General features: G+C 48.0%; 19 protein-coding genes. 8 read left to right on the plus strand and 11 right to left on the minus strand.

Annotation, left to right across the window (positions count from 1 at the left end; translation table 11 throughout):
• Nucleotides 1-13: 13 nt before the first annotated feature.
• On the minus strand, nt 14-1192 hold the full coding sequence (locus ACOJUO_RS21675) for a hypothetical protein (RefSeq protein WP_422138123.1): 1179 nt from the start codon (nt 1190-1192) through the stop codon (nt 14-16).
• Nucleotides 1193-1403: 211 nt separating this feature from the next.
• Nucleotides 1404-2030 carry a tRNA-(ms[2]io[6]A)-hydroxylase gene (locus ACOJUO_RS21680; RefSeq protein WP_422133987.1) on the minus strand — a complete coding sequence of 209 codons (627 nt, stop codon included), beginning with the start codon at nt 2028-2030 and terminating at the stop codon, nt 1404-1406.
• Nucleotides 2031-2332: 302 nt separating this feature from the next.
• Here ACOJUO_RS21680 and ACOJUO_RS21685 point away from each other — a divergent pair, with 302 nt between their 5' ends.
• From ACOJUO_RS21685 to ACOJUO_RS21695, 3 genes are all read left to right on the plus strand, one after another.
• Entirely contained in the window at nt 2333-3193 is an 861-nt protein-coding gene (locus tag ACOJUO_RS21685; RefSeq protein ID WP_422138124.1) for a universal stress protein, read from the plus strand.
• Between the two features lie 509 nt (nt 3194-3702).
• Nucleotides 3703-4176, plus strand: coding sequence for a hypothetical protein (locus ACOJUO_RS21690; RefSeq protein ID WP_422133989.1), 474 nt, complete (start codon nt 3703-3705; stop codon nt 4174-4176).
• Nucleotides 4177-4270: 94 nt separating this feature from the next.
• A complete protein-coding gene (locus ACOJUO_RS21695; RefSeq protein ID WP_257254590.1) occupies nt 4271-4543 on the plus strand; it encodes an HU family DNA-binding protein in 273 nt (90 codons plus the stop codon).
• Nucleotides 4544-4753: 210 nt separating this feature from the next.
• Here the strand turns inward: ACOJUO_RS21695 and ACOJUO_RS21700 are convergent, their stop codons facing one another.
• The 9 genes from ACOJUO_RS21700 to ACOJUO_RS21740 form a co-directional block, all read right to left on the minus strand.
• Nucleotides 4754-5578: an omptin family outer membrane protease gene (locus ACOJUO_RS21700; RefSeq protein WP_422138125.1), complete on the minus strand. Its 825-nt coding sequence runs from the start codon at nt 5576-5578 to the stop codon at nt 4754-4756.
• A 108-nt stretch (nt 5579-5686) separates the two neighbouring features.
• Complete coding sequence (locus tag ACOJUO_RS21705) at nt 5687-6016, minus strand: helix-turn-helix domain-containing protein (RefSeq protein ID WP_422133991.1); 330 nt, start codon at nt 6014-6016, stop codon at nt 5687-5689.
• 105 nt (nt 6017-6121) lie between these two features.
• Nucleotides 6122-7348: a glycosyltransferase family 9 protein gene (locus ACOJUO_RS21710; RefSeq protein WP_422133992.1), complete on the minus strand. Its 1227-nt coding sequence runs from the start codon at nt 7346-7348 to the stop codon at nt 6122-6124.
• Nucleotides 7345-8595: a GtrA family protein gene (locus ACOJUO_RS21715; RefSeq protein WP_422138126.1), complete on the minus strand. Its 1251-nt coding sequence runs from the start codon at nt 8593-8595 to the stop codon at nt 7345-7347. Before ACOJUO_RS21715 ends, ACOJUO_RS21710 begins: the two co-directional genes overlap by 4 nt.
• A 228-nt stretch (nt 8596-8823) precedes the next feature.
• Nucleotides 8824-10287: a glycosyltransferase family 39 protein gene (locus ACOJUO_RS21720; RefSeq protein ID WP_422138127.1), complete on the minus strand. Its 1464-nt coding sequence runs from the start codon at nt 10285-10287 to the stop codon at nt 8824-8826.
• Nucleotides 10288-11138: 851 nt separating this feature from the next.
• The gene (locus ACOJUO_RS21725; RefSeq protein WP_422138128.1) at nt 11139-12425 is read right to left on the minus strand and encodes an MFS transporter; all 1287 of its coding nucleotides are present in this window, start codon (nt 12423-12425) and stop codon (nt 11139-11141) included.
• Nucleotides 12426-12475: 50 nt separating this feature from the next.
• Nucleotides 12476-13828, minus strand: a complete 1353-nt coding sequence (gene guaD / locus ACOJUO_RS21730) for a guanine deaminase (protein ID WP_422138129.1) — start codon at nt 13826-13828, stop codon at nt 12476-12478.
• 42 nt (nt 13829-13870) lie between these two features.
• Nucleotides 13871-14302, minus strand: a complete 432-nt coding sequence (locus ACOJUO_RS21735; RefSeq protein ID WP_422138130.1) for a DbpA RNA binding domain-containing protein — start codon at nt 14300-14302, stop codon at nt 13871-13873.
• 121 nt (nt 14303-14423) lie between these two features.
• A complete protein-coding gene (locus ACOJUO_RS21740; RefSeq protein WP_422140088.1) occupies nt 14424-15677 on the minus strand; it encodes a NupC/NupG family nucleoside CNT transporter in 1254 nt (417 codons plus the stop codon).
• Between the two features lie 299 nt (nt 15678-15976).
• Here ACOJUO_RS21740 and ACOJUO_RS21745 point away from each other — a divergent pair, with 299 nt between their 5' ends.
• From ACOJUO_RS21745 to ACOJUO_RS21765, 5 genes are all read left to right on the plus strand, one after another.
• Entirely contained in the window at nt 15977-18529 is a 2553-nt protein-coding gene (locus ACOJUO_RS21745) for an HYR domain-containing protein (RefSeq protein WP_422138131.1), read from the plus strand.
• Between the two features lie 120 nt (nt 18530-18649).
• The gene (locus ACOJUO_RS21750) at nt 18650-21046 is read left to right on the plus strand and encodes an ATP-dependent helicase (protein WP_422138132.1); all 2397 of its coding nucleotides are present in this window, start codon (nt 18650-18652) and stop codon (nt 21044-21046) included.
• A 592-nt stretch (nt 21047-21638) separates the two neighbouring features.
• Nucleotides 21639-22739, plus strand: a complete 1101-nt coding sequence (locus ACOJUO_RS21755; RefSeq protein WP_422138133.1) for a hypothetical protein — start codon at nt 21639-21641, stop codon at nt 22737-22739.
• Nucleotides 22740-23459: 720 nt separating this feature from the next.
• Nucleotides 23460-24263: a hypothetical protein gene (locus ACOJUO_RS21760; protein WP_422138134.1), complete on the plus strand. Its 804-nt coding sequence runs from the start codon at nt 23460-23462 to the stop codon at nt 24261-24263.
• A gap of 624 nt (nt 24264-24887) precedes the next feature.
• Nucleotides 24888-25991 carry a hypothetical protein gene (locus tag ACOJUO_RS21765; protein ID WP_422138135.1) on the plus strand — a complete coding sequence of 368 codons (1104 nt, stop codon included), beginning with the start codon at nt 24888-24890 and terminating at the stop codon, nt 25989-25991.
• Nucleotides 25992-26076 lie beyond the last annotated feature (85 nt).

The raw sequence follows: 26076 nt of genomic DNA on the forward strand, positions 1-26076 counted from the left end.
TTCTTATGGATTATCATTCGTCCTTCAGGATTCCCATTGACGTTGTAGTCATATGATCCTCCCGAACAACAAATGAAGGCTGCCATGGCCACCACCCGTTAATCTCGACATGTCTTTTCCCTGAAGACCACCTGCCCAGCGGCGTATCCCAATGATAGAATTCTGTGGTGCTGGGTATTGCATCAACAAACTCCATTTTCAGGGCCAGTTCTGTTGCATTCAATGGAATACCCTCCATAGTTCTGGTCATAAAACCAACAATATCCTGATGCAGCTCCTTCTCACCTTCCGGAGTCTGGAACTTTAAGGTTGCCTTGATAAAGTAACTCCCCTTGTTTTCGAAGATGATTTGAAAAGCTTCAATCTCTTCCATCCAGTAAGGAATGACCTGCTTGCCACTAATCGACGCAAAGGTGTATGCAACAGGAACAAGATCTTCAGTTGTGGTGTTTGGTTGACTGGGCCAGATAGTGCTGATTACATCAGTATCACCCCCGGCGCTGGAGTATGATGCCTTTGCAGAACCATGCCCCAGCATGCTCTGTAAATTGCTGGCCTTGCCGGTAATACTCCACTGGGAAGAGTCTGAGAGTGACGCAACATTCATCCCGCTTTTTGCCAGAAGCACACTGGTTACCACTCCAAACCCCTGGGAAATGGCATCGGCTCCAGGATCATACATCTCCATATCTGCAGCGACTGATTTCAAGAAATCCATATTCTCATTGATAACCCGAAATGGCTCCTTCAAACTATCCTCCTTTACCAGATCCCATTGAGCCATCATCGCTCCCCGTTTGCTGAACTGCCATTTAAGGTCCGTATTTACGCTCGCTTTTGATGACTGATCATTCATTGGAAATGAGGCTACCTGAGGGCCTTTAACATGAGAAGTCGATATTTTCAGCTGTTCAGAAATGTCACCGGAAGCCACAGAGATTTTGGAAATCTGCTGCCCTGCAGAATGAAATGTTCCAGTATCAGTATCAATCACACCGATCGCACCCGGCTTAATGGCAAGATCCAGATCCCAGTTCCCCCAGAAGTTTGGCCTGACCTCTCGTATCAGAGCATTGAAACTATTCGACGGACCCTCTGGGTCAAGAATCGATAGAGAAGAACTGGAAAATAACTGTCCAGCTCCAGAAAAAAAAACGATCAGCAGCAGTGATTTTCTTTTCAGCAGGGGCATTGCATATCTCCCGAAAACCAGTATCCCAGTCAAACTGAATCAGAATGAAGGTGGGAAATCAGAGATGAGAAGCCGTAAGAATAGAGTCAGTTGAAAGCACTTTACGCAACAGCTATTGAGATAAATAAAAAATTTACAGCACAGGGTAAACCCACTAAGTATTCGATTATAGACTACGAAGCTGATCTACCATTCCCTGATTGGCTACATTTCAGGCAGTGGCCGGAACGCCACTGTGAAAACGGAAGGTTTCATCAGCGGACTCAATGGCTTCCCGTTCTACTTTGGCAAAAAAAGCCACTCGCTCTTCTATGGATTCTTCTGAAAGACTTTCTGCCAGAGTCAGGTAATCTTTGAAATGTCGACCTTCCGACTTGAGCAGTGACAGGTAAAACTTCTTCAGCTCATCATCAAGATATGGGGCCAGCTTGTGAAATCGTTCACAGGAGCGGGCTTCAATGTAAGCACCAATAATCAAGGTGTCCACCATTCGAGCGGGCTCCCAGGTTCTTACGTGCTTTCTTAGCGCTCCGGCATAACGTGAAGCTGACAGGGTTCCATAAGGAATATCCCGTTTTTTGATAATGGCCAGAACTTGTTCAAAATGCCTCAACTCCTCACGAGCCAGGCGCGACATTTTGTTGAGCAACTGAAAATGCCCGGTGTAGCGATACATCAGGTTCAAGGCAGTGGAAGCCGCTTTTTTTTCACAATTAGCGTGATCAATCAGCAGAATATCCTGATTTTTCAGCGCTTCTGCAATCCATTCATCTGGCGTCACACAGGGTAAAAAAGCATCCAGTTCAGGAAAAAGTTCGGTCAGGCTCTGGTCACTCATTATTTCTATGTCTCTTAGCAACAAAATCCAAACAACCAGGTCCTGGCAAACGACCCTGATTAAGTTTGAATAAGGGTAAAAATTCCGGCACTACCTTACCTTTAAAGCTGAATGCTGTCATGGGTTGATGCCTGTTAATAGAGCCATCGTCACAAATTTCTGATTAACAAGTTAACGATATTAATGCAGATCATTTTTCCTCATCGGGCTATTCAGTTCGATCCCATTAGTCTATAAAAAAAACAGTTAGAGTTAGACCCCCTCAGGGTTATAGAAATTCTTAAGGTATAAAGGAGCAGGCCATGCAAGGAATACAACGAATACTCGTTATTGTTGATACTCGCAAAGCCCGTCATGTCGCACTCAATCGAGCCACCCAACTGGCCAGGGCAGCCCATTGCAGTCTTCATATTCTGGCTCCGAACCCCAAACCTGACGCAACGTCTGCTGAGGTACTCTCTACACTTAGCAAAAATGTCGAGGCCGACGGTATAGAAGTCACCAGTCAGGAGTCGTGGCGAAATAACCTTCTCGACACCATTATCCATGTCAGACAGATGGAACGCAGTCATCTGGTTATCAAGGATTTCCGGCAGGAAAGCTTTATGGAAAAGCCTTTCTCTACGCCTACAGATTGGGCTTTACTGAGAAAAAGCCGGGTTCCGGTCCTTCTGGTTCGTCATGATCGTCCGTGGGAAAATGAGCCTATGCTCGCGGCCATTAAGGCCGATCCCGGAGATGCCGACCATCAACAGCTGAATAAGGCCATCATGGAAAATGCCAGAGTGGTCAGAGACTATTTTGATGCACAGCTGCATCTGGCTTCTGCCTACCCCACCATAATGCTGGCAGTATCCGACAAGGGTGACGGTCAGACCAATGAGGAGCGTTACCTTCAGAATTGTCAGCATTTTGCCAAAGATTACGGGATTACCGAGGACGCTATCCACCTGATCACTGCACCAGCGGAGACCATGATTCCGGACCTGACCCGTGAGCTGGCGGTATCACTGCTGATCATGGGCACCAATGCCCGTTCAGGCCTCAGTGGACTGACCCTGGGCAATACGGCTGAGAAGTTGGCCAGCAATATCGACTGTGACCTGCTTGCGGTTCAATCCAGACACCACATGCTGCCGCTGGAGCGTGAGCTGGAAGCCTGACCAGATTCCTGAGTGCTACTTTCTGTCAGGCCCGTCAGGCAGCGAGAAAGTAGCTTCATAGGATTAAGGTACGGATAGGCCCCGGATACATTGCTCTTATCAGGCTTGGCTCAATGCCATTGTCAAGGTGACTGCCTATATTTTTGTCATTTATGGTAGCCTCCAAAGCACAGTGGAACACGTCAGTGCCGACACGATTCGGGACGAAAACGGCAAGAGCTTCTATATTGTTCGGGTTAGAACGAAAAAAAACCATCCGGGCACTTCCGAGAACCCGTTACCGATTATTTCTGGAATGCAGACCAGCGTTGGCACTTCCACAGAAGAATATCGGTTCCGGATTACTTGCTTAAGCCGATCCGTCGTTCTGCTCTGAGAGAAGCCTGAATAGTAGGAAACTGACCAAGAACAGACAGCCTGTGACCAAAACTGGAATCCATCGGTCTTAATTCCTGATTAGGCGGCTTCCAATTTTGTAAAACGCCGCATTGAATTTGCTGAGGAAACTGATGGCCAACGAAGATTCAGTAGTAACCCCTATCACAACACATGGGGTTGAAGACCCTGACACTGGAATGTCTGCCAGACAGTTCGGAGCTCAGATCGTCGTTGATCGAACCAGACCCGTTTTTCAGAGGGAACTGTCGGATATTTCCACCAGTCACCAGCCTGTATTCCCCATAAGGCTGCACACGGCTCACGAACTTCTGCAAAGCCCTGCCCTGACCACCACTATTGATTACGCAAATTATGTCAGCGCCCCGGAACTGCCTGCCCTGCTCTGTACCCTGAAGCAAGCAGGCAGAAAAGATCTGATTGACCAGATATTCATCCGCCATAAACAGGATACCAGCGACAGCCATTGCAATTGTCGGTCCGTCGATGATCCGGCTTGCACCATCAACTATCCGGACCCCACACATCAGCCGCTTCTGGTTGTGAATTATGAGGAACAGCAATATGGCCTCTATCCTTCATCCTGAGTACGTCTGATACCAGAGATGCCCGTCGCCCATCCAGAGTTGCTCCGGGTGGGTATTCCTTCTCACCCACAGGTAATCATTGTCGAGACGCGCTATGAACAAGAAAGAACTTGTTGAAAAGGTCGCAGAGCAATCCAACCTTTCAAAGAACAAGGCGGAGCAGGCCGTCAATGCCTTCATTCAAAATACCCAGGATACCCTTGCAAAAGGGGATATTGTGCAGCTGATCGGGTTTGGAACTTTTTCAGTGGTGGATCGAGCGGCGCGCAAGGGAAGGAACCCGCAAACAGGCCAGGAAATTCATATACCCGCCTGTAAATTGCCGCAATTCAAACCGGGAAACAAACTGCGGGAAGTGGTGAAATAACCAGACAACACAAAGTTGTCTACCGCGTCACTACCCAAACCGGCTCGATCAAAGCAAAATGGAGAGGACCTGTCTGGACAATGCCAATAAGGCTTTTGTTCTGACAGGTCTTCAGTGAGCCTCTTTCATTGCAGCCAAAAATAGTTGTTTGATGCATGGTTATTGAAAAGGCGCTTTTCAGCGCCTTTTATCAAGCAAGTATACAAGCTATCAGAAGCTGTACTTTAGTCCAACCGATATTAATGAACTTTCGTTGGCTGCTCCGCCTCCGTCTTTCAAATAGAATGTTTCAGAACCATCATCGATCTTGAGATTAATGTTTTTCTCAGAAAATTTTGTGAAAGTATATTCACTGTAAATTTTCATCCTCGGACTTAGTTGATAGGCGTAATTAAACGATAAAGAGGCGTAAGTTGAATGGCCACTACCTTTGCCGTCATAAGTCGTATCTGTAAGATGGTGCGTATCGAAATCTTCAGCTTTAACCAGAGGGCTCCATTTTATTTGGGCACCATACTGAGATTTTCCGACTCTGTAGTCTCCACTCAACCCCAGATATAACGTTAAAAATATTTGCTGGTATGAAACTCCAAGAGTGTCATGAGGTATAGTACCTACATCCTCACCGAAATCGTAATTATATGAACCTCCACGTGCCTCATAGTGCATTTTTTGACCAAACAGGCCGCCAGTAACGCCTACTTTATAATCGCTTTTTGAAAGCAGCCAATAAGAAGCACTTAGATCTATTGCAGAGGCCTTGGTTGTTTTTGTGTGAGGGTGTTTTGATATGTCAGATGGTTCAGCTATTCCTGACTCCCAGTCCCTATCTGTCAAATAGCCATTGCCGTGCGTCAGTGTCATCCAGTAGTCTGCATTAAATGTCCATCTTGGGTCTAAATCCCAAATTGCACCTAGCTTGATAACAGGGGCATTGTAAGTTTCCCAATCGAGTTGGCTGGCTCGTTCCCCGTCGATATAGACTAACTCGGTCGCCTCTCCACTTAAGACACCCAATGAGCCTTCAAATGTCACTTTGGCATTTGCACCTGTGGCTGCAACGGCAAAAAACGGAAATAAAATTAACTTTTTAACAACTCACCTCCGAGCATATGAAGTGAGAATATGAGCTTCTGAAGCCGATCACCCCATGGCTCTCATGACATTAAGAATGGCCCGCTTTTTCTTCAGGTTCATTCTGTTCAGGCTGCGAATGATCTCATCATCGACTTGAGTGTCGCAGATGGTATCTGCAGGTGAAGTCAGGTACTGATTCCCCCTGCCTGTCGCCAACCATTCAAATGAAACTTCCAGAAGTTCAGCCATTTTGCGGAGATTTTCAAGACTGGGACTGCTCATTTCGGTTTCCCATTGAGCCAGAGCACTTCGGGAGACACCGATCAGATCAGCCAAAACTTGTTGGGAATAACGCTTTTCCTTGCGTGAGCGAAGAATCCTTGTTGTCAGGTTCATCCTTGAACTCTCGTCGATAATCGAAAAAGATACTTTATTAAAATTTAGTGTAACACATGCTCTGGTAATGACCGGTTGCAATTAGAGAATCCTTTCTCCCGAACCCTAACCTGCTTTCAAGATCAGGCTGTTATCCAGCACTGGCCTGAGTAAATCCAGTACTTGTCGGGAGTCAATGGCTTTCAGACACTGGTTATCGTTGCAACTGGTCTTCCTGTGATTCGCGGCACTGACACAGGGCGAACAGGGCAATCCGGCATAGATCGGAGTTGAATTCCCGAGGGCACCGTAAAGTGCGGGTGTTTCCGGGCCGAATATCACGAAGGTTTTCAGTTCTGTGACGGAAGCAAAATGAGGAGGTCCGGAATCATTGGACAACATCAGTTCAGAGAGAGAGTAAAGGGGCACCAGCTCCTTAAACTCAAAAGCACCGGCACTGTTGAGACAGCGTTCATGTTTCACCCGCTGTCTGAGAATTTCAGCTTCTGGACGTTCTGCCGGAGCACCGGTAATGACCACCAGAATATCTGAGTACTCGGCCAGCAAAGTCCGAATAACGTCAACGTAACGATCTTTCATCCATCGTCTCTGGGGGAGCAGGTCACTGGCATTAGGGTTCACAAGCACCAGACGCTGAACACCCGGTTCAAAACCGACATAAAGCGATTTCAGCTTGGTGATCACCGATGATCTCAGATCACTGCTTACTTCTGCTCTGGCCAGTTGAATTGACTCATCAAATAGCTCTTTCTGATAAGGCTGATAAGGTGTATTTTGAGAAGCCCTCACCAGAGTCATAAAGTTTTTCGAAATATGGCTGTATGGGTTATACATCACCGGGTTAGTTAAGTAATTACCCCGGTACAGACCCTCTTCATGAACCCGATCAAAACCTGTCCGATTGCTGGCACCGCAGAGTCGACTCAGAATGGCTGTAAAACGTGAGAACAACTCCAGATCAATCACCGTATCAATTTTCTTTTTCCGACACCAGATCAGGAATTTAAGGCTACTGATTGCCAGGCTGAATAAATTATCCGGTTTAATCAGGAAAATATTGTCCCGATGAATGGTATTTAATAACTGCAGGCTGGTAGCATTTTTCTCAAAAATGACAAAATGCAGGGTTTTGCCCTGTCCCTTCAGCCAGCGCATGGAAGGGTCAGCCAGAATAGCACTGCCCATTTCAGACAACTCAATCAACAGTACATTGTTAGAAACCGTCTTCTGCCCCTTATGAATCCAGTCAAAAGGCCAGAAAACCAGTTTTAAAAGAAGACAGAGTGGAACACCCACATAATGATCAACCCATCGCATAGTATCTACTTTCACAGGTTGGCCCCCTTAGCTACATTGGACTTTTGTCCTGAAAAAACAAATACCGTTGCTATGGTGAAATTAAATAACATGCCCGCCAAAACACCGGATATCAGTGCCAGCTGTTTGTATTCCGTAAAGAAAGGTACAAAGGACGTTAATAAATAATAAGTTCCCCAGTTGGGGATAAAACTGACCATACACATAGTCAGATATTTACTCCACTGTTTCAGTTTTTTCTCTTTGGGGACATGGGAAAAAGTAAAAGTACGATTCCAGAACCAGTTCCAGCTGGCAGCGACCCAATAGGAACCACCTCTTGCCAGCAAGTGAGGCACTCCCAGCCACTGCACTGACAGAGTGTAAAAACCCATATCCACCAAGAATCCACTGGCTCCTACCATGCCGAACTTGGTCAGTCTCTGCCCTGTCATAAATAGCTTGTTCAACAGGGTTCCTGATTGTTTCATGCGAGCTTCCAGCTCGTCCTGATAAAGAGAGAACATACAGTGAGCGGATAAAACCAGAGCCAGCAACGCAAGTACAAATTGTAAATACATAATCACTTTATAAGAGCGGAATCCATTGTCGTAGAATGGCAATACAGCCACGCACAACAAACCCAGAAGAATAAAGACCATCCGACTCTTAAGGCCAGATGCCACTTTACTGGCGAGGAAGTCCCCTGTCACAGCAGCAAGAATACCCACCCAGGCGCCCAGAAAAATATCAAACGGCCAATGAGCCCCGACAACAATGCGTGAGATTGCAGAAAGAATTGCAATCGAAAGAAGCAGGTATTGAGTGAGTGAATTCAAATAAAGAAACGAAAGTCCAACCAAAAGAAAAACCGTACCGGTATGCCCCGAAGGCATGGTATCTGTTTTTAAAACAGGCCCCAGGACATTAACGGCTTCAAGCCCCAGCTCGCCGACCGGACGTGAGAAGGGAAGAAGAGCTTTACCACCACTCAATAAAAAGTCACCCACCAACATGGTAAAAATAATCGCCAGCTGTTTGTCCGGCTTTTTATAAAACAACAACATAGCCAGAGGAAACAGGAAAAAGCCATCCCCCAGGTTGGTTAATAACACCCAGAAAACAGCAGCGGGCGACTCAACACCCCAGTCATTGACCTGATAAAAAACTGAATGATTGACCGCTGTGACTGAAAACAGCGCCACGAAGGGAAACAGAAAGCAGCTGGCTTTATAGATTGTTGAGCGAGACCGGCCAGAATCGACTCCGAGCAAATCGGACATTCCTTATATAACCTCGAAACCCTGTCAAAACAGCTTTCAGCGATAAAAATGATGATTCATCATGAACAGATGAATTTATCCAACACTAAAAACCAAGTTACAGCAAACAGAAGAATATGCAAAGACAGAATAAAAAAACTGATGAAATCAATGTTAAAGGCAAGCCGTACAGAAAAGCACAAAAACCCCATCAATAGACCAGGGATGAGGCTTTAAATAAAACCTCAGTTACTGAGCGGCCTGACACCGATAAAACTGGAATCGATTAACCGTAATAGTGTCCAGCCCGGATTCTGTCTCATCGACCAGTATGCAGGAAAAGTTCTGTATTTTAAGGCGGCCACTCTCAGGGGCTGATTTCTTATCGCGTACCAGCAGACCATAACTACCGGATTCTGGTTTGCCGTGCCAGAAATCAAACTGGGTTAATCGATCGGTCAGCAGTTGCACGGGTTCAGGGTAGGCATACCAGGCTATGCGACTGGCCTTGGTCCAGTTATCCACCATCAGAACCGATTCTATTCCTGCTTCTTTCTGCCACTTCTGCTTCAATAACTGCGCCTGTTCAGCCGCTGCTTTCCAACCCACCAGGTCTTTGATGGCTGAGGTCATGAAAGGGAAAGTAGAAAGAGGCATAAAGGCCAGAAAGAAAAACACAAAGCCAATCAGTCCCAGTGACAGGATGGAAGAAAAAACAACCAGACCTTTCACCCACAAACGGGACCAGCCATGGCAGATCCAATAGGCCGACAAAGGCGCCAGTAGTGTCCAACCCAGGGCTGGCCAGTTAGGCAACACTGTGCCATCACCGGCAGACCAGCTGGTCACAGCCAGTAACGGCACAGCACTCCAGATAATCAGCCAGGAAGATGCCCTGTGGCGCTCCGGGATTCGTTTCCTGATCAGTGAAAAAATCACCGCTATGGCGGCAACATAAGCCAGTAAGGAATAGAGAAGCATTTGCGCCAATTGCATGACCAGAGCCTCTTTTAATGACCACTCCTCAACCCCGACACCACGATTAAACTGGTAAGCCAGAGATGCCCAATCGTTGTCAGCATTCCAGAGGAGTACAGGAGAAATCAACACCAGTGCTATCGAAGCTGCCAACCATGGACCGGCCTGTCGAAGCCATCTCAGTCCCTGATACTGAATCATGAAAAGTATCATGCCCAGGGGCAGGAATACCGCCGTATATTTGCTCAACCCCGCCAAACCAAAGACGATACCCAGAGCCAGCCAATAAGGTAAACAATTGTCATGGTGGATGCGGTAAATCAATTCCAGCGACAAGAGACCAAAGACCATCAGGGGCAGATCAGGTACCAGCCCCCACCCCATCAGCTGCAGAATAGGTGCCGTATTGATCAGAAAGACTGCCACCAGTCCGATCCAGACCGGACCATCAGGAAAAAGTATCCTGCTGACCCTGAATGCCAGATAACTGCTTAACGCATAAAGAATCGCAGGGACAAGCCTGACTGTAAATTCATCGTACCCCAGCGGTGCTACCAGAAGTTGTAACCAGCCCACCATAGGTGGATGATCAAAATAACTCAGGGCCGGATGAAGGGCATAAAGTGCATAGTGAGCTTCATCAACACCCAGTGGCACTCCGGATGCCATGGTTAAATGAATCAGGAGCACCGTGGTAATGATACCCCAGGCTGCAACTTGCCCTCGTTCCTGCATGAACACACCCGTTAATTATGATTGGATAAAGCGATCGCCCAAAGTTCCACTACCGATTCTGCATCACTTATCAGACAGGAATTGAGCAAACTTCCTGAATCTGATTAAAGTATTCCGCCCGGCTTTCCCCTGTCTGATAGAGAACTCATTACTCTACGACAAGGGATGTCTAAAAAAAAGTATGTCAGAGTACCCATATCATTCTGAGACAGTGCGCTTTTTGTGAAAAATGCAGCATTCGGGTCTAAGGTAGATGAACTCTTTGTTGTTGCCTCATGGGTCTTTGCACCTGAGGTACCATACTGTGATGGCTGCAATCCCTCTCTGCCCGAAGCGCCCAAACTGGCCGGAGCAAAGTTTGTTAGTGCTAATCCGTAACTCATAACAACATAACATTCTTGAAAAACTATGTCCTTGGACAGTCAACGGATAAAAAAGTTCATAGCTAGCCAGCCGTCTTTACGCTGGTTCACACATAGCCGTTCTCTTCCTTGGGCTCATTCAGAAACGGTATCTCATAGCGAACGAAGTGGTGTTGCACTTCATTGGACTGGTAATCAAATATCCGGACTTTGCCCCCCCCCCTGCGACAGGTTAAAACTCAACAGGTTAATCGCAACGCAATTGCTGATTCTTTTGTTCATTGAATAATCTACCGTAACGGCCGCTCTGGCATTAAACACCCTGACTAGGAGCCTGACCGAGAATAGCGCCCGTAGCGAGGACGGCAGAAAATTGAGGATGAAAATTCGGTTTTGTGAGGAGAATAGCGAGCTATTTGACGAACAAAAGCGGATTTACAGACCAATTTGCTGCCGCCGCAGTAGGGCAGTCTATTCTCGGCCAGGCTCCTAGGCCTGGCTTTCGTGGGGGTAAGTCTCTCGCAGGAACAGAAATAGGAAACACGCCAGAGCCAGGATTAGCGGAATACACACCAGGGCCCATTGATAGTTGACGACGGTTTGCGCGGCATCTCCTTCTATATCAGCTATCCGCGCCACCAGCCCTGAGCCCGACAGGACCCGACCAGGAATTGCCATGATGATACCGCCCACAATGAACTGCACCGCATTCACAACGGCGGCCGAGGTGCCAATGAGGTGTGGCTCCACCAACTCCGCAGCAATCGGAAAGTTCAGCATGGACGCACCAGCCATCCATCCCCAGGCGAAGAAGAAGATATTCGCTTGTTGCGGTGACATGGAGGGATTTAACAGAATGAATAGAATGGTGAGTAGCTGGAGAAAGCAGCCAATGAACATGGTTTTCCTGCGGCTACGGAAAGTGTCTGAGAGCCAACCCCAAACCGGCGCGCCCAGTGCGAGTCCACCCCACATCATTGAGCTGGTGAAAAACGCGTCAGTCTGCCCCATACCCGCGACCATCAGGTACTTGGGACCCCAAACCACCCCCATAGACAGCATGGTACCGAAAGTCGCACCACCAATGAGAGCGTTGATCCAACTGTCCGGGATGGATGCCACCTCGTTGATCGCATGCACCACATCGTGCAGGAATTTACGTCCCCCCTCCCAGGGAATGAGGTGCTGGTCCTTCCGTGTCGGATCTCGCATCACGATAAACATAACTGCCGTCAGAGCCGTTCCGCCCAGTGCAAGGCCATTCAATACGGTGTTCCAGGGTAATTCCTGTACCAGGCTGCCCAGCACACGCTGGCCAATAATTGCTGCGGCGGACGCCACAAACTGTACCCAGCAGAACATAATTCCGTACTTGGCAGCACCGAACCAGCTCCCTCCGGTAAAGCCGGCCCCGACAAAGCCGAAGGATGCACCCAAGGCCATCAGCACCTGCCCCAATACCAATACTTTGGAGCCATCCGCATTGGCAAAAATTAACCCCCCGACCGAGACAAAGCCCGCTGCGATGGGCAAGACCCAGCGAATGCCGAAGCGATCCAGGATAGAGCCACTGGAGAACTGCACCACGGCAAATGCCCAGGTATAGATAGAGCCAATCAAGCCCACCTGGGCCACCGTCAGCGAAAGATCTTCCTGCATGCCCACGCTGGTGATGGCATAGCCCGTCTGGAAGGTGAAAACAAAAACGACAAAAGCGGTTGCCAGTAGCCAGTTGATCCAGGCCTGTCCGCCACCCAGGGTGCTTTGCCTACTCATGCTGATACTCCTGTCTGGCCAGGTTTGATGGAGAGCTATTTCATTTCATGTCATGCTTGTGTCTCACTGGCTACTCGCTGGTACACGCAATTGCCGTTGACGTAGGTCGCACGTGCAGTGCGATCATCGCCCAGTGTCATGAGCACAAACAAAACCTCGTCCAGGTCGTTTGCGTACTTCAGGCGATAATCCATCAACGGGGTTGCCTTTAGATCCAACACCGCAATGTCTGCCTCCATCCCGACCGCAATGCTGCCGATCTTGTCATCAAGGTACAGGGCATTGGCAGCGCCACGGGTTGCCAGGTAATAAGCGTGATGGGCACTCAGGGAATAACCACCCATTTGCGCGACCTTGTAAGCCTCGTTCATGGTGACTAACTGGGAGAAATTGGTGCCAGCACCGAGGTCGGTTGCCAAACCGACCCGAATCGGCCGCTTGCTGTCCATGGCAGTTTCCACGCTGAACAGGCCACTGCCCAGGAACAGGTTGGAAGTTGGGCAGTGGGAAATCGCCGTTCCGGTATCGTGCAGGATCTGAAATTCCTCTTCAGTCAAATGGACACCGTGGCCAAGAATGCTGCGCTCACCCAGCTGCCCGTAATAGTGGTATACGTCCAGATACCCGGTACGCGCTGGGTACAGTTCCCTGACCCACTCAATCTCGCCCAGATTCTCCGACACATGGCTTTGCAAATAAGTACCGGGGTGCTCTTTCCATACAGCCCCGGTCATATCCATCTGCTCAGGAGTACTGGTTGGAGCGAAACGCGGCGTAACACAGTAGAGGCTGCGCCCCCTGTTATGCCATCGGGCAATCAGTTCCTTGGTCTGGTCGTAGCCGTTCTGCGCCGTGTCCATCAGTTCCGGGGGCGCGTTGCGGTCCATCAACACCTTACCTGCGATATTGCGCATCCCCAGCTTCTCGGATTCCTCGAAGAAAGCATCCACCGACACCGGGTCTACGGTGCAGAAGACACAGGAGGTGGTCGTGCCACTGCGCAAACCCTCTTGCAGGAACACTTTCGCGACTTCCAGGGCATGCGCCTTGTCCCTGAAGTTTTGCTCGGCAACAAAGGTGTATTTATTCAGCCAGTCGAGCAACTGCTTGCCATACGCACCAATGATTTCCGTCTGCGGGTAGTGCACGTGGCAGTCAATGAAACCGGGGACAATCAGGGAATCTCTGTAGTTAGTGACTTCTATGCCCTCGGGCAAAGAGGGCAGGACCTGATCAGCAGGACCAAAAGCTGAGATCTTTCCGTCCTGCATCACTATCACACCGTCGGGCTCGTGGACGACACACTCTTCCAGCGGCGACTGGAAGGGGTCGTCCCGGTAGGACAGGACCGAGCCTCTTACCGCACATGGCTCACCGACACCCGGGGAATGGCTTGCAGACATAGCGTTTCCCTCAACAGTTGCTAGTTGCTTGAAACAAGAAACTTACGAACTAGATGGCGCAACTGTCGTTATAGCTCCAGACTGGGAAAACGCAAACCCCCGGATATATCTTCCTTTGAAAAAAACCTCTACAAAACAGAACATTTCAAGGTAGAAGTTTCGTAGTTTCATCGAGCAAGGGCACAGGTAGTGATCACTCCTTCTTTTCATGCGTCCCCCGGCTTTCTGCTTTTTCTCACCCGACTTTTTCTTGCCCTGCCTTTTCTCGCGCGGCACACCCTCAGGTATATCCACAGTCGAGTCACTGTCATAGATTTCGATGCGACCTATTGATTCGGCATCAATTTCTGCTTTATTGGCAAACAGGATTCTTTGCCCTTCCCGTTCCGGACTGCACCTGGTCCAGCAGGTTAGGCCCGACAGCAGATGGAGAATCGTCATGGTCTGAGAAGCAGAGGGGGTCTTATAGCCCATTTGAAATAGCTGAATGTTAGCCCTGAAAACCCAATCAATAGAAGAGAAAATATAGAAAATAGCGGAGTCAGTCAGGAAGAATTGAATGAGCCGTTGACTACGACTCACCCAATAACGGACTTCAAACGGCCAAGGCCAGGAACAGACCGGCAATAGTGGCACTCATCAGGTTAGAGAGTGTACCCGCTACCACCGCTTTCAGACCAAAGCGGGCGATGTCCTGACGACGGTCAGGCGCCATAGAGCCCAGACCACCCAGCAGAATAGCAATGGATGAAATGTTGGCGAAGCCACAGAGGGCAAAGGTCAGAATTGCCTGAGAACGATCAGACAACAAGGCAACACCGGCCTTGGCTGCCGCTTCAGCATCGACGTAGTTAGCCAGACTGCTGAAAGCAACAAACTCGTTAACGATCACTTTCTGACCCAGGAAGCTGCCTGCAGTCAGAGCTTCAGACCAGGGTACGCCGATCAGGTAAGCCAGAGGAGAGAAGGCATAACCCAGGATCAGTTCTATGGTCAGGTCAGGATAACCCAACCAGCCACCAGCCCAACCCAGCAAACCGTTAAGCATGGCAATCAGGGAGATGAAAGCCAGCAACATGGCACCAATCATGGCAGCCAGTTTGAGACCACTGGCAGCACCCGAAGCAGCAGCATCAAAAATATTAGCTGGCTTTTCTTCAGAGCCCTCCTCGTCAATGTCGTCTACGTCATCATGAGGTGTCTCGGTCTCAGGCTTGATAATTTTTGCCATCAAAAGGCCACCCGGAGCCGCCATGAAACTGGCAGCAATCAGGTACTTAAGCTCAACCCCCATACTGGCGTAACCCACCATAACTGCACCGGCAACAGACGCCAGACCGCCCACCATAATGGCAAACAGTTCGGACTGAGTCATACGGCTGATGAAAGGACGAACCATCAGAGGTGCTTCAGTCTGACCAACAAAAACGTTAGCAGCAGCTGAGAGCGATTCTGTGCGACTGGTGCCCAGTAATTTGTGCAGAGCGCCGCCAAACAGTTTGATGACAAGCTGCATGATCCCCAGGTAATACAGCACTGCCACCAGAGCAGCAAAGAAGATAATGACAGAGAGAACATGGACAAAGAAGATAAAGCCAAGCTTGAAGCTGGCCAGTCCTCCAAACAGGAAACCAATACCACTGTTAGCATATCCCATAACAGCATTAACGCCGTTGGTAATGGCTTCCAGAATGTATTGTCCGGCAGGGATATAAAGAACGAATGCGCCGATACCCGCCTGAATAGCAAATGCCCCACCCACGGTTCGCAACTTTATCGCTCTGCGGTTGTCCGATAATAATATTGCAATACCCAATAGGACTGCGATTCCCAAGAGACTTATAAGCATGTGTTGCACGGGGATGGTCACCTTAAAACGGATTTTTGGGGCATTATACTTATATATTTATTGGCTTTAATAGAAAGTAATTACCGAATAAAAACATAATAATGACACACCCTATGTCCCGTAGAATTCGCCTGTAAACGGATACAAAGATTTCACTCAATCTGCCGACGACTCCGGCAACCTGCAAAATTGCTACAAATCTGCTCTCTGACTAGAATCTGATGTTGATGATATTCTGATGTAATGAAAGACAACTTGATTCTGTCCACTAAATGATTTCTTAAGAATTGGATCTCATCATGGGATACTGTTCAGAACGCTTTCTGGTTCTCGCCTTTCTCACCTTAATTGGATTATTAGAACCCCGGATTTCGACGGCCCAGGTAGCCTGTCCAAGACTACCTTCCTTTGGTGATCTGGCCGAAGGAGATTACACGACATCACCCAGTAGTTGCATTTTCAATGGGGCTGCACATCCGAACAACGGGTTTTCTGTCATCAATCGTTTGCAAAGCAAGCGGGTTTTTATCGGCTTTGGTGAAGCAGGTGTGCCCAATTTTAATATCTCCGACTATTCAGGCAGCTGCGCGGGACAAGGTTGCGTCGCACCTACCCATTTCAGACCGGGCTTCTTTTACGAATGCAATCCAGACCTCGGCTCTTGCACTATCAATCACGACTACACTCAGGACAACGGACAAATTGTCAACTTGAATTTCTCGGTCCCTTCTGGCTCGGAGGAGATAACGCCATTTGTCGCAAATGGTGGCAGATTTGACATTACTGCGCCGGTTTTTTCGGGAGTTCCCTCTGACATTTACGTAACCGCTCCGGCGGGACAGACGTCATACGTCGTTACGTTTGCGTCACCCACTGCAACAGACAATACCGATGGCCCTGTGACACCAACACTAACCTCCAGCCCTACTCCCGGATTGAACAGCGGAAGCGCCTTTCCACTGGGTGTAACGACCCTTACGTATACCGCGACAGATCGGACGGGTAACATAGCGGCCTACAGTTTTGGTGTGGTCGTTACGACTTCACCACATGTTGACAAGACCGCACCCGTTTTTTCGGGGGTTCCTTCAAACATATACAAAACCGCCCCAGCAGGTGAGACCTCAGCCGTCGTAACATTTACCTCACCCACTGCAACAGACGATGAAGATGGCCCGGTGACACCAACACAAACATCGAGCCCTACTGTCGGCTTAAACAGCGGAAGCGCTTTTCCATTGGGAGTAACGACCCTTACGGATACTGCAACAGATCATGCGGGTAACGTCGCGACCTGTAGCTTTGATGTAATCGTCTCGGCTTCACCACTTGGCTCGGTAACACTTGTGATCCGGTCTGACGTCGACGGTACTTTCTTTATTCGGTCGTCAGCTCCTGACTTGAACACTGCCATTCCGGTCAAATCCGGATCGGGCAGTTCCGGAGCCATTCCTTTGCCTCCCGGCAGTTATCCCATAAACTTTTCGGCACCGGATGGTATCGGGGTAGAAGGTGCTACATGCGACAATCCCTCAGGCGTTCTGGACGTACAAAAACAAACTGGTACGCTCTTGCTTACCTCTGCGGAATCGATTGTTTGCACGATTGATCTGAAGGACTCGCGGCGCGCCACAACGCATCAGATAGAGCAATTTCTGGAGGCGCGGTCCAGGCTGATCCTGCAACACCAACCCGATGTCGTCCGGCGCATCAACAGACTGGAAAATAGCATGCCAGGAACTTCTGGCATCGAAGGTTTCGGCTTTGCATTCAATGCCGGGAGCTTGCCATTCTCAGCGTGCCTCGGAGCAGATCGGGTCAGTTTTGCCTACAGCAGAAGCAATGCGCATTCGCATGCGTACTCACCTGGTTTACACGCTAATCTTCAGCAGGTTCTTGCAAATATCGATGTATTGATCGCGACATTAGGGTCTGACCAGCGGGTCGGTAGATCGTCCTCAGTTTCAAAAGCAGGGCTGTCTCTGGATGACCTTCATCGCTCTCTCGAAAATCCAGACCCTCGACCACAATTTCCAACCGCAGTTGGCAAACAGATTATGCTTGCAGCCAACTCTGAGATCCCTTTTAAGTTCGACGTTTGGACCGAGGGACAAATCAGCAGGTTCAATTACAAAGAAGGTGATGGCAGTTTCGGAGTTCTTCATATTGGTATGGATTATTTGTTCCAGCCAAAGCTTCTTGTTGGTCTTTCCGTTCAGGGTGACTGGACGGACTTAGAGTACTTAGTCCCTGGTAGTGAAGCAGAAGGTGTTGGGTTTCTGGTCTCTCCGTATTTGACCACAGAGCTGTCAGACAATTTCTATGTCGATGCCCGTGCTGGTTGGGGTAAAGTAGAGAACAGGATTTCACCCTTTGGCACCTATCGGGATTCGTTTGATTCTGAACGCTGGCTCGCAACTGCTGCGCTGATCGGAACCTGGCAGATACAGGAAACTCGAATCACGCCAGAGGCAAGACTGTCCTACTACAAGGAAAAAAGTGATGACTATCTGGATTCGTTGAACGTAGCCATTTCTTCGGTTGAAGTCGAAACCGGCGTTTTTCAGTTTGGACCAACGGTCAGAAAAGACTTCAAAATGTCCACGGACACTCGTCTGTCACCCTTTCTCACGTTTGAGGGAATCTGGACCTTCAAACAAAAAAACTCTGCACCAGTTCCGTCCGGTTCATCCGGCCTGGCTGGTGAGGGTTTTAGAGCAATGCTCAAGACCGGCATTAACCTCTACAGCAGCAACGGTGTCAGTTTTTATTGTTCAGCCTATTATGACGGAATCGGCGATGGCGACTTTGAAGCCTCGGGATTAGACCTGCGTTTTGATCTTCAGTTTTGAAAGGTGTGAAGCCTGTAGAAAATCTGGTTCGATAAAGTATTCATAAGTATGCACTCCTGAGACCATTATCTGATACTATGATTACTCTGTCCGATAGATCCCCACTGGCGTATTGATTGTATGGAACTGACCGGCCCTCAACAGAGGGTAACCCGGCATGTAGATGGACATGCCCTTTGCATAGCCGTGGCCGGTTCAGGTAAGACCACCACCCTCTCCTTTCTCATTCATGAGTTGCTGAACCAGGGGGTTCCTCCCCGACGCATCATGGTCATGATGTTTAACAAATCAGCCCAGCTGGACTTTACCCGCAAGCTTCGAAAGCGCTGTCGACAGTGGCCGACACTTCCGATAGTCCGGACCTATCACTCAACAGGCCTGAAACTTCTGAAGTCGCTGGAAGGCTGGGGATTGAGAGCAACCTACAATCACCGCCCCCTGACAGAGAAAGAGATCGAACTGAAAGTCCGGGAACTGCTGCTGGCACTGGCACCTGACGTACTGCAAGACCGGATCAAAGCAGACAGCGCCCGTTACATTGAAGTGGCCAGCAGTTTTATCGATAACGTTAAAGCCAGTCTTAACGCCCCCTGCGAAGTTCTGGAACAGGCAGACTATCCTGATTATTTTCGATTTCTGGTGGAACTCTTTGAGGCCTTTGAACAATGGCGCCACCAGCATCAAAGAATAACCTTCACGGATATGCTGTACGACACAGTCTGTTTGATAGAAGCCAACCCGGATGTCATCCCCCGCATCACCAACAAAATAGATCGAATCATAGTAGATGAATATCAGGACACTTCGACCCTGCAACACCGATTGACCCGTATCATCGCTGGTGAACGGGCAAAAATGATTGCCGTGGGCGATCCAGATCAAACCATTTATGAATTTGCCGGAGCCAATATCCAGAATATTCTCCGGCATTTCGAAGCGGATTACGCCAGCACCGATGCCGTTCACGAGTTGACTCTGCCTCATACTTTTCGCTATGGCCACGAGATCGCCATGGCAGCCAGTCACTTGATCAGTCGTAACAAAAACAGAAAAGATGTGATCTGTATTGCCCACCCGGACAACCCGGATTCGAGTATCTCAATCTCGCAAGGGGCAGGCGAAGATACCGAACGGGTATTGGCTACTATCCAGCAACATATTTCCAACTCCGACTCACGGGTTGCTGTGCTTTTGAGGGTCTGGGCACAATCCGTCCCATTGGAGCTGAGACTGCTGGCAAACGGTCTGTCTTACCAGTGTGAAGGCCCTTCCCTGTTTGACCGTCCTGAAATATCAGCCTTGATCGCAGCCCTCAGAATGGCCTCAGGCGAGTTGCAGCACCTGAACCCTGCCGCTCGTTCCGAGATATTGACTTCGCTGTTTACCCTCCCTCACCTGGGCGTTAAAGCAGCCCTGTTAAAACAACTGGTTGCCCGCCTTCAGGAACAGGATCAGCAATGGGGAAAAGAATTGGGTCAGCTAGCCAGCAAAGTTTCAGGAATCAGTGATTATCAGCGTCAGAAGCTTTACGACAGGGGTGAGATATTACAGTTGTTGGAAAAGACATCCGATCAGCAACCTGCTGCTGAATTACTGCAAGGCTACATTCAACGCACAGAGCTCAGGGAAAGCCTGCAATCCATGAGCCTTAATGATCAGAGAACGGAAGAGCAACTGCTGGCCATCGATGGATTCCTCAGCTATCTGAGAAAAATGAACCTGACCGTCAGGGAAAGCTGCCTGCATCTGGATGAATTGAGATCCAAACAGAAAACACCATCCAGAACCTCGGGACAACAGACCGCTCACGGAACCGAACAGATCGTGATCAGCTCCTGCCACCGGGCTAAAGGGCTGGAATGGTCGACAGTATTGATTCCGGGACTGACCTCAAAATACTGGCCGTTCAAAAGAGAAGATGAACTGACCCCGGGCAGCAGCGAAGATCTGGAAAGTGAACGTCGACTGCTCTACGTAGCCATGACTCGTGCCAGAGAAAAACTCTACCTGTTTACCAGCAACGGATCTCTCCAGCCCAAAGCCAAAAGCTGGATGGATAACGGCTCACAACAGATCAGCCAGTTCCTGAAAGAGATGCAGGTCCCTCACGTCAAATCCGTTTGCCAGTCACTCAACCAGGCCTCAGAGGATGAACTGGTCAACCAACTCAAGAAAAATGGCCTGAGTAAAGCAGCACGTCGATACTTTCAGGCAATAAAGCCGAACCTGGCACAAAGGATTGAAACCATCCCTTCACTGGCAGAAAAGCATCGCTCAAAGCCTTCCGCTTCGTCTCACAGTCCGGCCTATTTGTCAGCACGACAAAACATCTTACGCAGGGAAGTACCGGAAAATGCCCCATGGCAACTTAACCGGAGGTTGAAACACAGCATTTTCGGGAAGGGTAAAGTCATTGAAGTCAACGACACTAACTTTGTCATCCTGTTTGACAGCGAGAATAGCGTAAAAAGGTTTGCCCGCAATCAGCAGGTTCTGCATATGTTCGAGCTGCTCTGAACGCTTCGCAAAGTTACATGTCAGCTGACTTTTTTCTATGCTTGAGCAACTCAGCCTCATGCCAATGAATGGAGAAAATGACATTGCTGTACTATAAATCCTTCTGAAAAACAGAAGTGGCCAAAAGCTGGCGCATTACAGGCTGCTAGTGCATACCGATCAGCTTTTCGCAACAGAAATATAAGCCAAACCAGGGGGACATATAAAGCATCTGTCGCCCATGAACCTTAAGTACCTGGCCAGTTGGTTTCGCATATTCTGGCGAGTGGATTTTTTCATCCTACAAGGCGCGACGACGGGCGCGTAGCCATAGCTACGCAACCAGAGTTGGAACGCAGAAGGGTGGAAAAAGCCGCCGTCCAGAATATGCGAAACCAACTGGTTAGGTACTTATGCTGGATGTAATCAAAGTAACCGTGTACTCACGATAGATAGGGTCAGTCTGGTATTTTGTTTATATCAAAACCGACTACCCGAATTAAGGGCGTAAATAATGAAAGCATCCGGTAAATCACTACCACTGTTTTTGTGCTTGCAATTTTTATGTTCAATCGCCTATTCGGGCATATCAAAACAAGAACAATTAAACTTATTGAGCCACTACAGCAATACAACGTCAGTTGAAGATGGCCTGAAACTGGCAACCAGCAGTTCCGGGCTGGTGATTTCCACCGTGATCAATTATGGATTATGGTACAGCATCTGCAGATCACCCGAAGTGATCTCTGCCCTTGTGGGTCGCTCCGATCTGTCAGGCACAGAGCAAAATGAGCAACTGGAGTTCAAATCCTCCTTTTGCAATCAACTCGCAGCCGTTGTCACTTCCACTGAGATTGCATTAGCAGGACACGTATCGCTCTGGCCGCCTGAGACACCCTGGTGGCAGCCGCTGCGGTTTGTAGCAACAGCATACAGCGCTTATCTGGTGTACACTGACCAGGATCCATATTATGGGCTCACAACGACTGCTGCTTACTTAACCCATGAGGTAATGGCAAGAACGGTAGCCGCAATCTACGCTGCACGTGCTTTAAGGTATCAGGATAGAGGCAAAATCGAACCTTTAGATTATGCCCGTAGTGAATATTCCTTCTTGTCAACAATGGCAGGCACGATGGTCGGGACAGCAGCTTATAACAGGATGGTCAGCAGAGGAGCTACAACTTTAGATGCAATCTCTGCATACCTGATATCGGCTTTATTGATAGAGCAAGTATTAGCAATAGGCTCTTCTTCAGCACATAATTCAGGCGCTGTTGATTCAGTCGAGGCAGAAGCAAAAGCCATAGCCGGAATTGGAGCCATAACGGGTTCACTAGCCACAGGCATAACCGGAGTCGCAACTGTTGGGTTGTCATCAGATGTGTACGCGTCCCTAATCACATTCGCCAAGCTGTTCATATCTATGACCAAGTTTCAATTCATAGCCAAAGACGCAGTGCTTGCCGGAATCATAGCCGGAACCGGATACAAGCATCTTCTGGTGATACAAAGCTTCGTTCTGGACTCAAACCATTTATGGAGAAACATTGCTGTTACCATATCTCCTGCATTGGGAATCGCTCTGATGAATGGTTTTTCAAAGAATATTCTTTATGGTTACACGCTTGAAGAAAGTTTGACAGAAACTATCCGAAACCAATGGCAGAAATTTCATGCTCCTTTGCGTTATCTGCACACCTTGTTTAACTGACAGATAGCTGATTCGGGAGACTATCAATGGGCATTGGCAGAACAGTCAACTCCTGACAATAAATGGCGAAAGATCCATTATTGTACTATAAATCCCTGTTGAATTAGTAAAGCCCATAGTGCTGAGAACGCATGGCAGGCTCCTGCATGTGCCAAACAGGTTTCTTAACTGGAAAGTTCAGCCATAGGAGGGTGAATATAAAGCATCTGCCACTTATAACCCTTATACCGGATGTAATTAAAGAAACAGGATGCTTCTGGTATTTAAGGTTTGACTGGTCATTTACTAATAACAAATCAGTCACACTTAATAAGGACATAAACAATGAAAACAACCATTAAACTCATATCGCTATGCTCATGCTTATTATTTATAAGTTCAGCCGCTCATTCAGACGTATCGAGAGAAGAACAATTCAACTTATTGAGCCACTACAATAACGCATCTTTAGTTGAAGACGGTCTGAAACTGGTAACCAGCGGTTCCGGGCTGGCAGTTTCTACCGCGATCAATTATGGATTCTGGTACGGCATCTGCAGATCACCTGAGGTGGTCATTGCCCTTGCGGGTCGCTTTGGCCTGTCAGGCCCACAAGAAAATGAGTTACAAGAGATCAGATCATCTTTTTGTAAGCAACTCGCAGCGCTTATGACTTCTGCTGAGGTTGCTTTAGCCGGACACATATCGCCCTGGCCCGTTGAGCCGCCCTGGTGGCAGCCAATGCGATTTGCAGGAACAGCATACAGTGTTTATAAAGCAGGCACTGAAGAGGTACCTCATCTTGCGGCCATAACACCCTTCGCATACTTTACCAATGAGATAATAACAAGAACATTTGCCGGAGCCCATGCTATCAGGGGTTTAAGGTCTCAGGGCAATGATACAATCCAATCTTTGGATTATGCCCGTAGTGAATATACCATGTTGTCATCAATCGCTGGCACGATCGTTGGCATGATAGCCTATGACAAGGCAATCGATAGAGGTTATACACCTGCGAATGCAATCTTTGCTTTCGTGTTATCTTCTATATTGGCAGAGACAATATCATCATTTAGCTCTTTTTCAGCGTTAAATTCAGGCGTTGGCAATAAAAACGATACAGGAACAGCAGCCTTAGCCGGGGCCGGGGCCTTAGCTGGGTCAATGGCCACAGCCGCAATCTTAACCGGCCATGTTAGGAGCAGATCAAATGTTGTCTTGACTGTAACCGCAGTTAGCACCTTCACTCGCTCTATACCTAAAGTTGGATACAGAGTCTATTTTAGCGCCATAGCCGGAAGCTTCGTCGGGCCCATTTTCGAGGTGTTTCTCTGGAAACAGGGCCGGGAACTGAACTCAAGGCATTTATCGAGATACGCCGCTGTTATCCTGGCACCTGCACTGTCAATCGCTCTGATTAATGGCCTTTCAAACCATGCAGTTTATGGTTACCCACTTGAAGAAAGTTTATCCGAAACAGCCCGTAATCAATTGCAGAAACTTTATGACCCTTTAGGTTATTTGTACACCATATTTAATTGACAATAGCTGGATCAACCCGGCAGACTGTCTTACGAGAAGAATAAGCAGACTATGAAACTTTTTGAGTTACTATGAACTCCTCGCAATGCGTCTGAATGACTTTAAATGCCAGCTGACTTTTCTTCGTTTGAACGATTCAATAAAAGCGCCCTGGCGGCTTTGACTAATACGCACGCCCACTTATTTCTGAAAAAACTTTTTTTGGTTCCGGGTGAATATTTCTTTCAGGTCAGACACCAGAAGAATTAATTATGATAATGAGTGGAGACAACTCCAATGCTGTACTATAAAGAACTATCCAGACAGAAAAGCCCAAAGAGCCAGTAACAGCAACACTGGTTCATTTGTATGACAAACAAGTTCTTACAACTATTAAGGTCAGCCAAAGGAGGGCATATAGAGAGCATCTGTCACTCAAGAATCTCATGCTGGATTTAATTTAAGAAACTGATTAATTTTGGCAGGTATTTTTTGACGTGTCATTAGCTTATAACAAACCAGAAAATTTAATTAAGGACATCAATAATGAAAACATTCACTAAACTAATACCGCTATTCTCGTGCTTATTATTTATATGCCCGGGAGCTCATTCAGACATATCGAAAGAAGAAAAATTCAACTTATTGAGCCATTACGATAATACATCATTAGTAGAGGACAGCCTGAAATTGGTTGGTAGCACTTCCAAGGTGGCCATTTTCACAGTGATCAATCACGGATTCTGGTACAGCATCTGCAAATCACCCGAGCTGGTCTCTGCCGTTGCAGGTCGCTTTGGCCTGTCCGGCACAGAAGAAATTGAGTTACAAGAAATCAAATCATCTTTTTGCAATCAACTCGCAACCGTTATTACCTCTGCTGAGATTGCTTTAGCCGGACAACTTTCGCTCTGGCCCCATGAGCAGCCCTGGTGGCAACCGCTGCGATACATGGGAACGGCCTACATTGGATATAAAGCATACACTCAACAGGAGCCTTATCATGTACCTTTAACAACTTTGGCTTTCTTTACCAACGAGGTAGTGATGAGAACAGTAGCAGGAGCCGCTGCTATCCAAACTTTAAGGAATCAGGGAACAGTCTGGCCTTTGGATTATGCTCGCAGAGAATATTCCATGTTGTCAACACTCGCTGGATTGATGGTCGGTACTATCGTTTACGAACAGATGCTTGCCAAAGATGTTTCAGCGGTAAAAGCTGCTTTTGCCTGCATTATCTCCGCTACATTGACACTGAAAATATTAGCCATTAGCTCTTTTTCAGCACTCAATTCAGGCTCTTTTGATTTTGTCGGGACAGGGGCAGAAGCAGAAAGCCTGGCTGGAAACGCAGTCTTAGCTGGGTCATTTGCCACAACCATGTCCGGAATGATGTGGGTTGGGAGCTCACTTAATCAGTTCATCACTCTTGCCATCGTGGCCACGGCTTTTCCGATGTGGGGAATTGCAGCTGATTACAAAATCTTGGCCGGGTTGGTAACCGGGACAGCAGTCTCAACGGGAATCATTGAACTTCAGAAGCTGCAAAGGTCAAAACTGGATTCAAGGCATTTATTAAGCAATCTTGCGATTTCCCTGGCTCCTGCATTGGCTATCGCTCTGATCAATGGCGTTTCAAACAATGTCGTTTATGGTTACCCACTTGAAGAAAGTTTATCCGAAACAGCCCGTAGCCAATTGCAGAAATTTTATGCTCCCCTGGATTATTTGTACAGCTTTTTTAATTAACAGATAGTTGAAGCGAGAGATAGCCAACGGTTAAAGTCATTGGCAACAACTTTGTAATCCTGTTTAAAAACAACAAAGTGTAAAA

Source organism: Endozoicomonas sp. ALC020 (assembly GCF_049275935.1).
In the GTDB taxonomy this organism is placed as follows: Bacteria; Pseudomonadota; Gammaproteobacteria; order Pseudomonadales; family Endozoicomonadaceae; genus Endozoicomonas_A.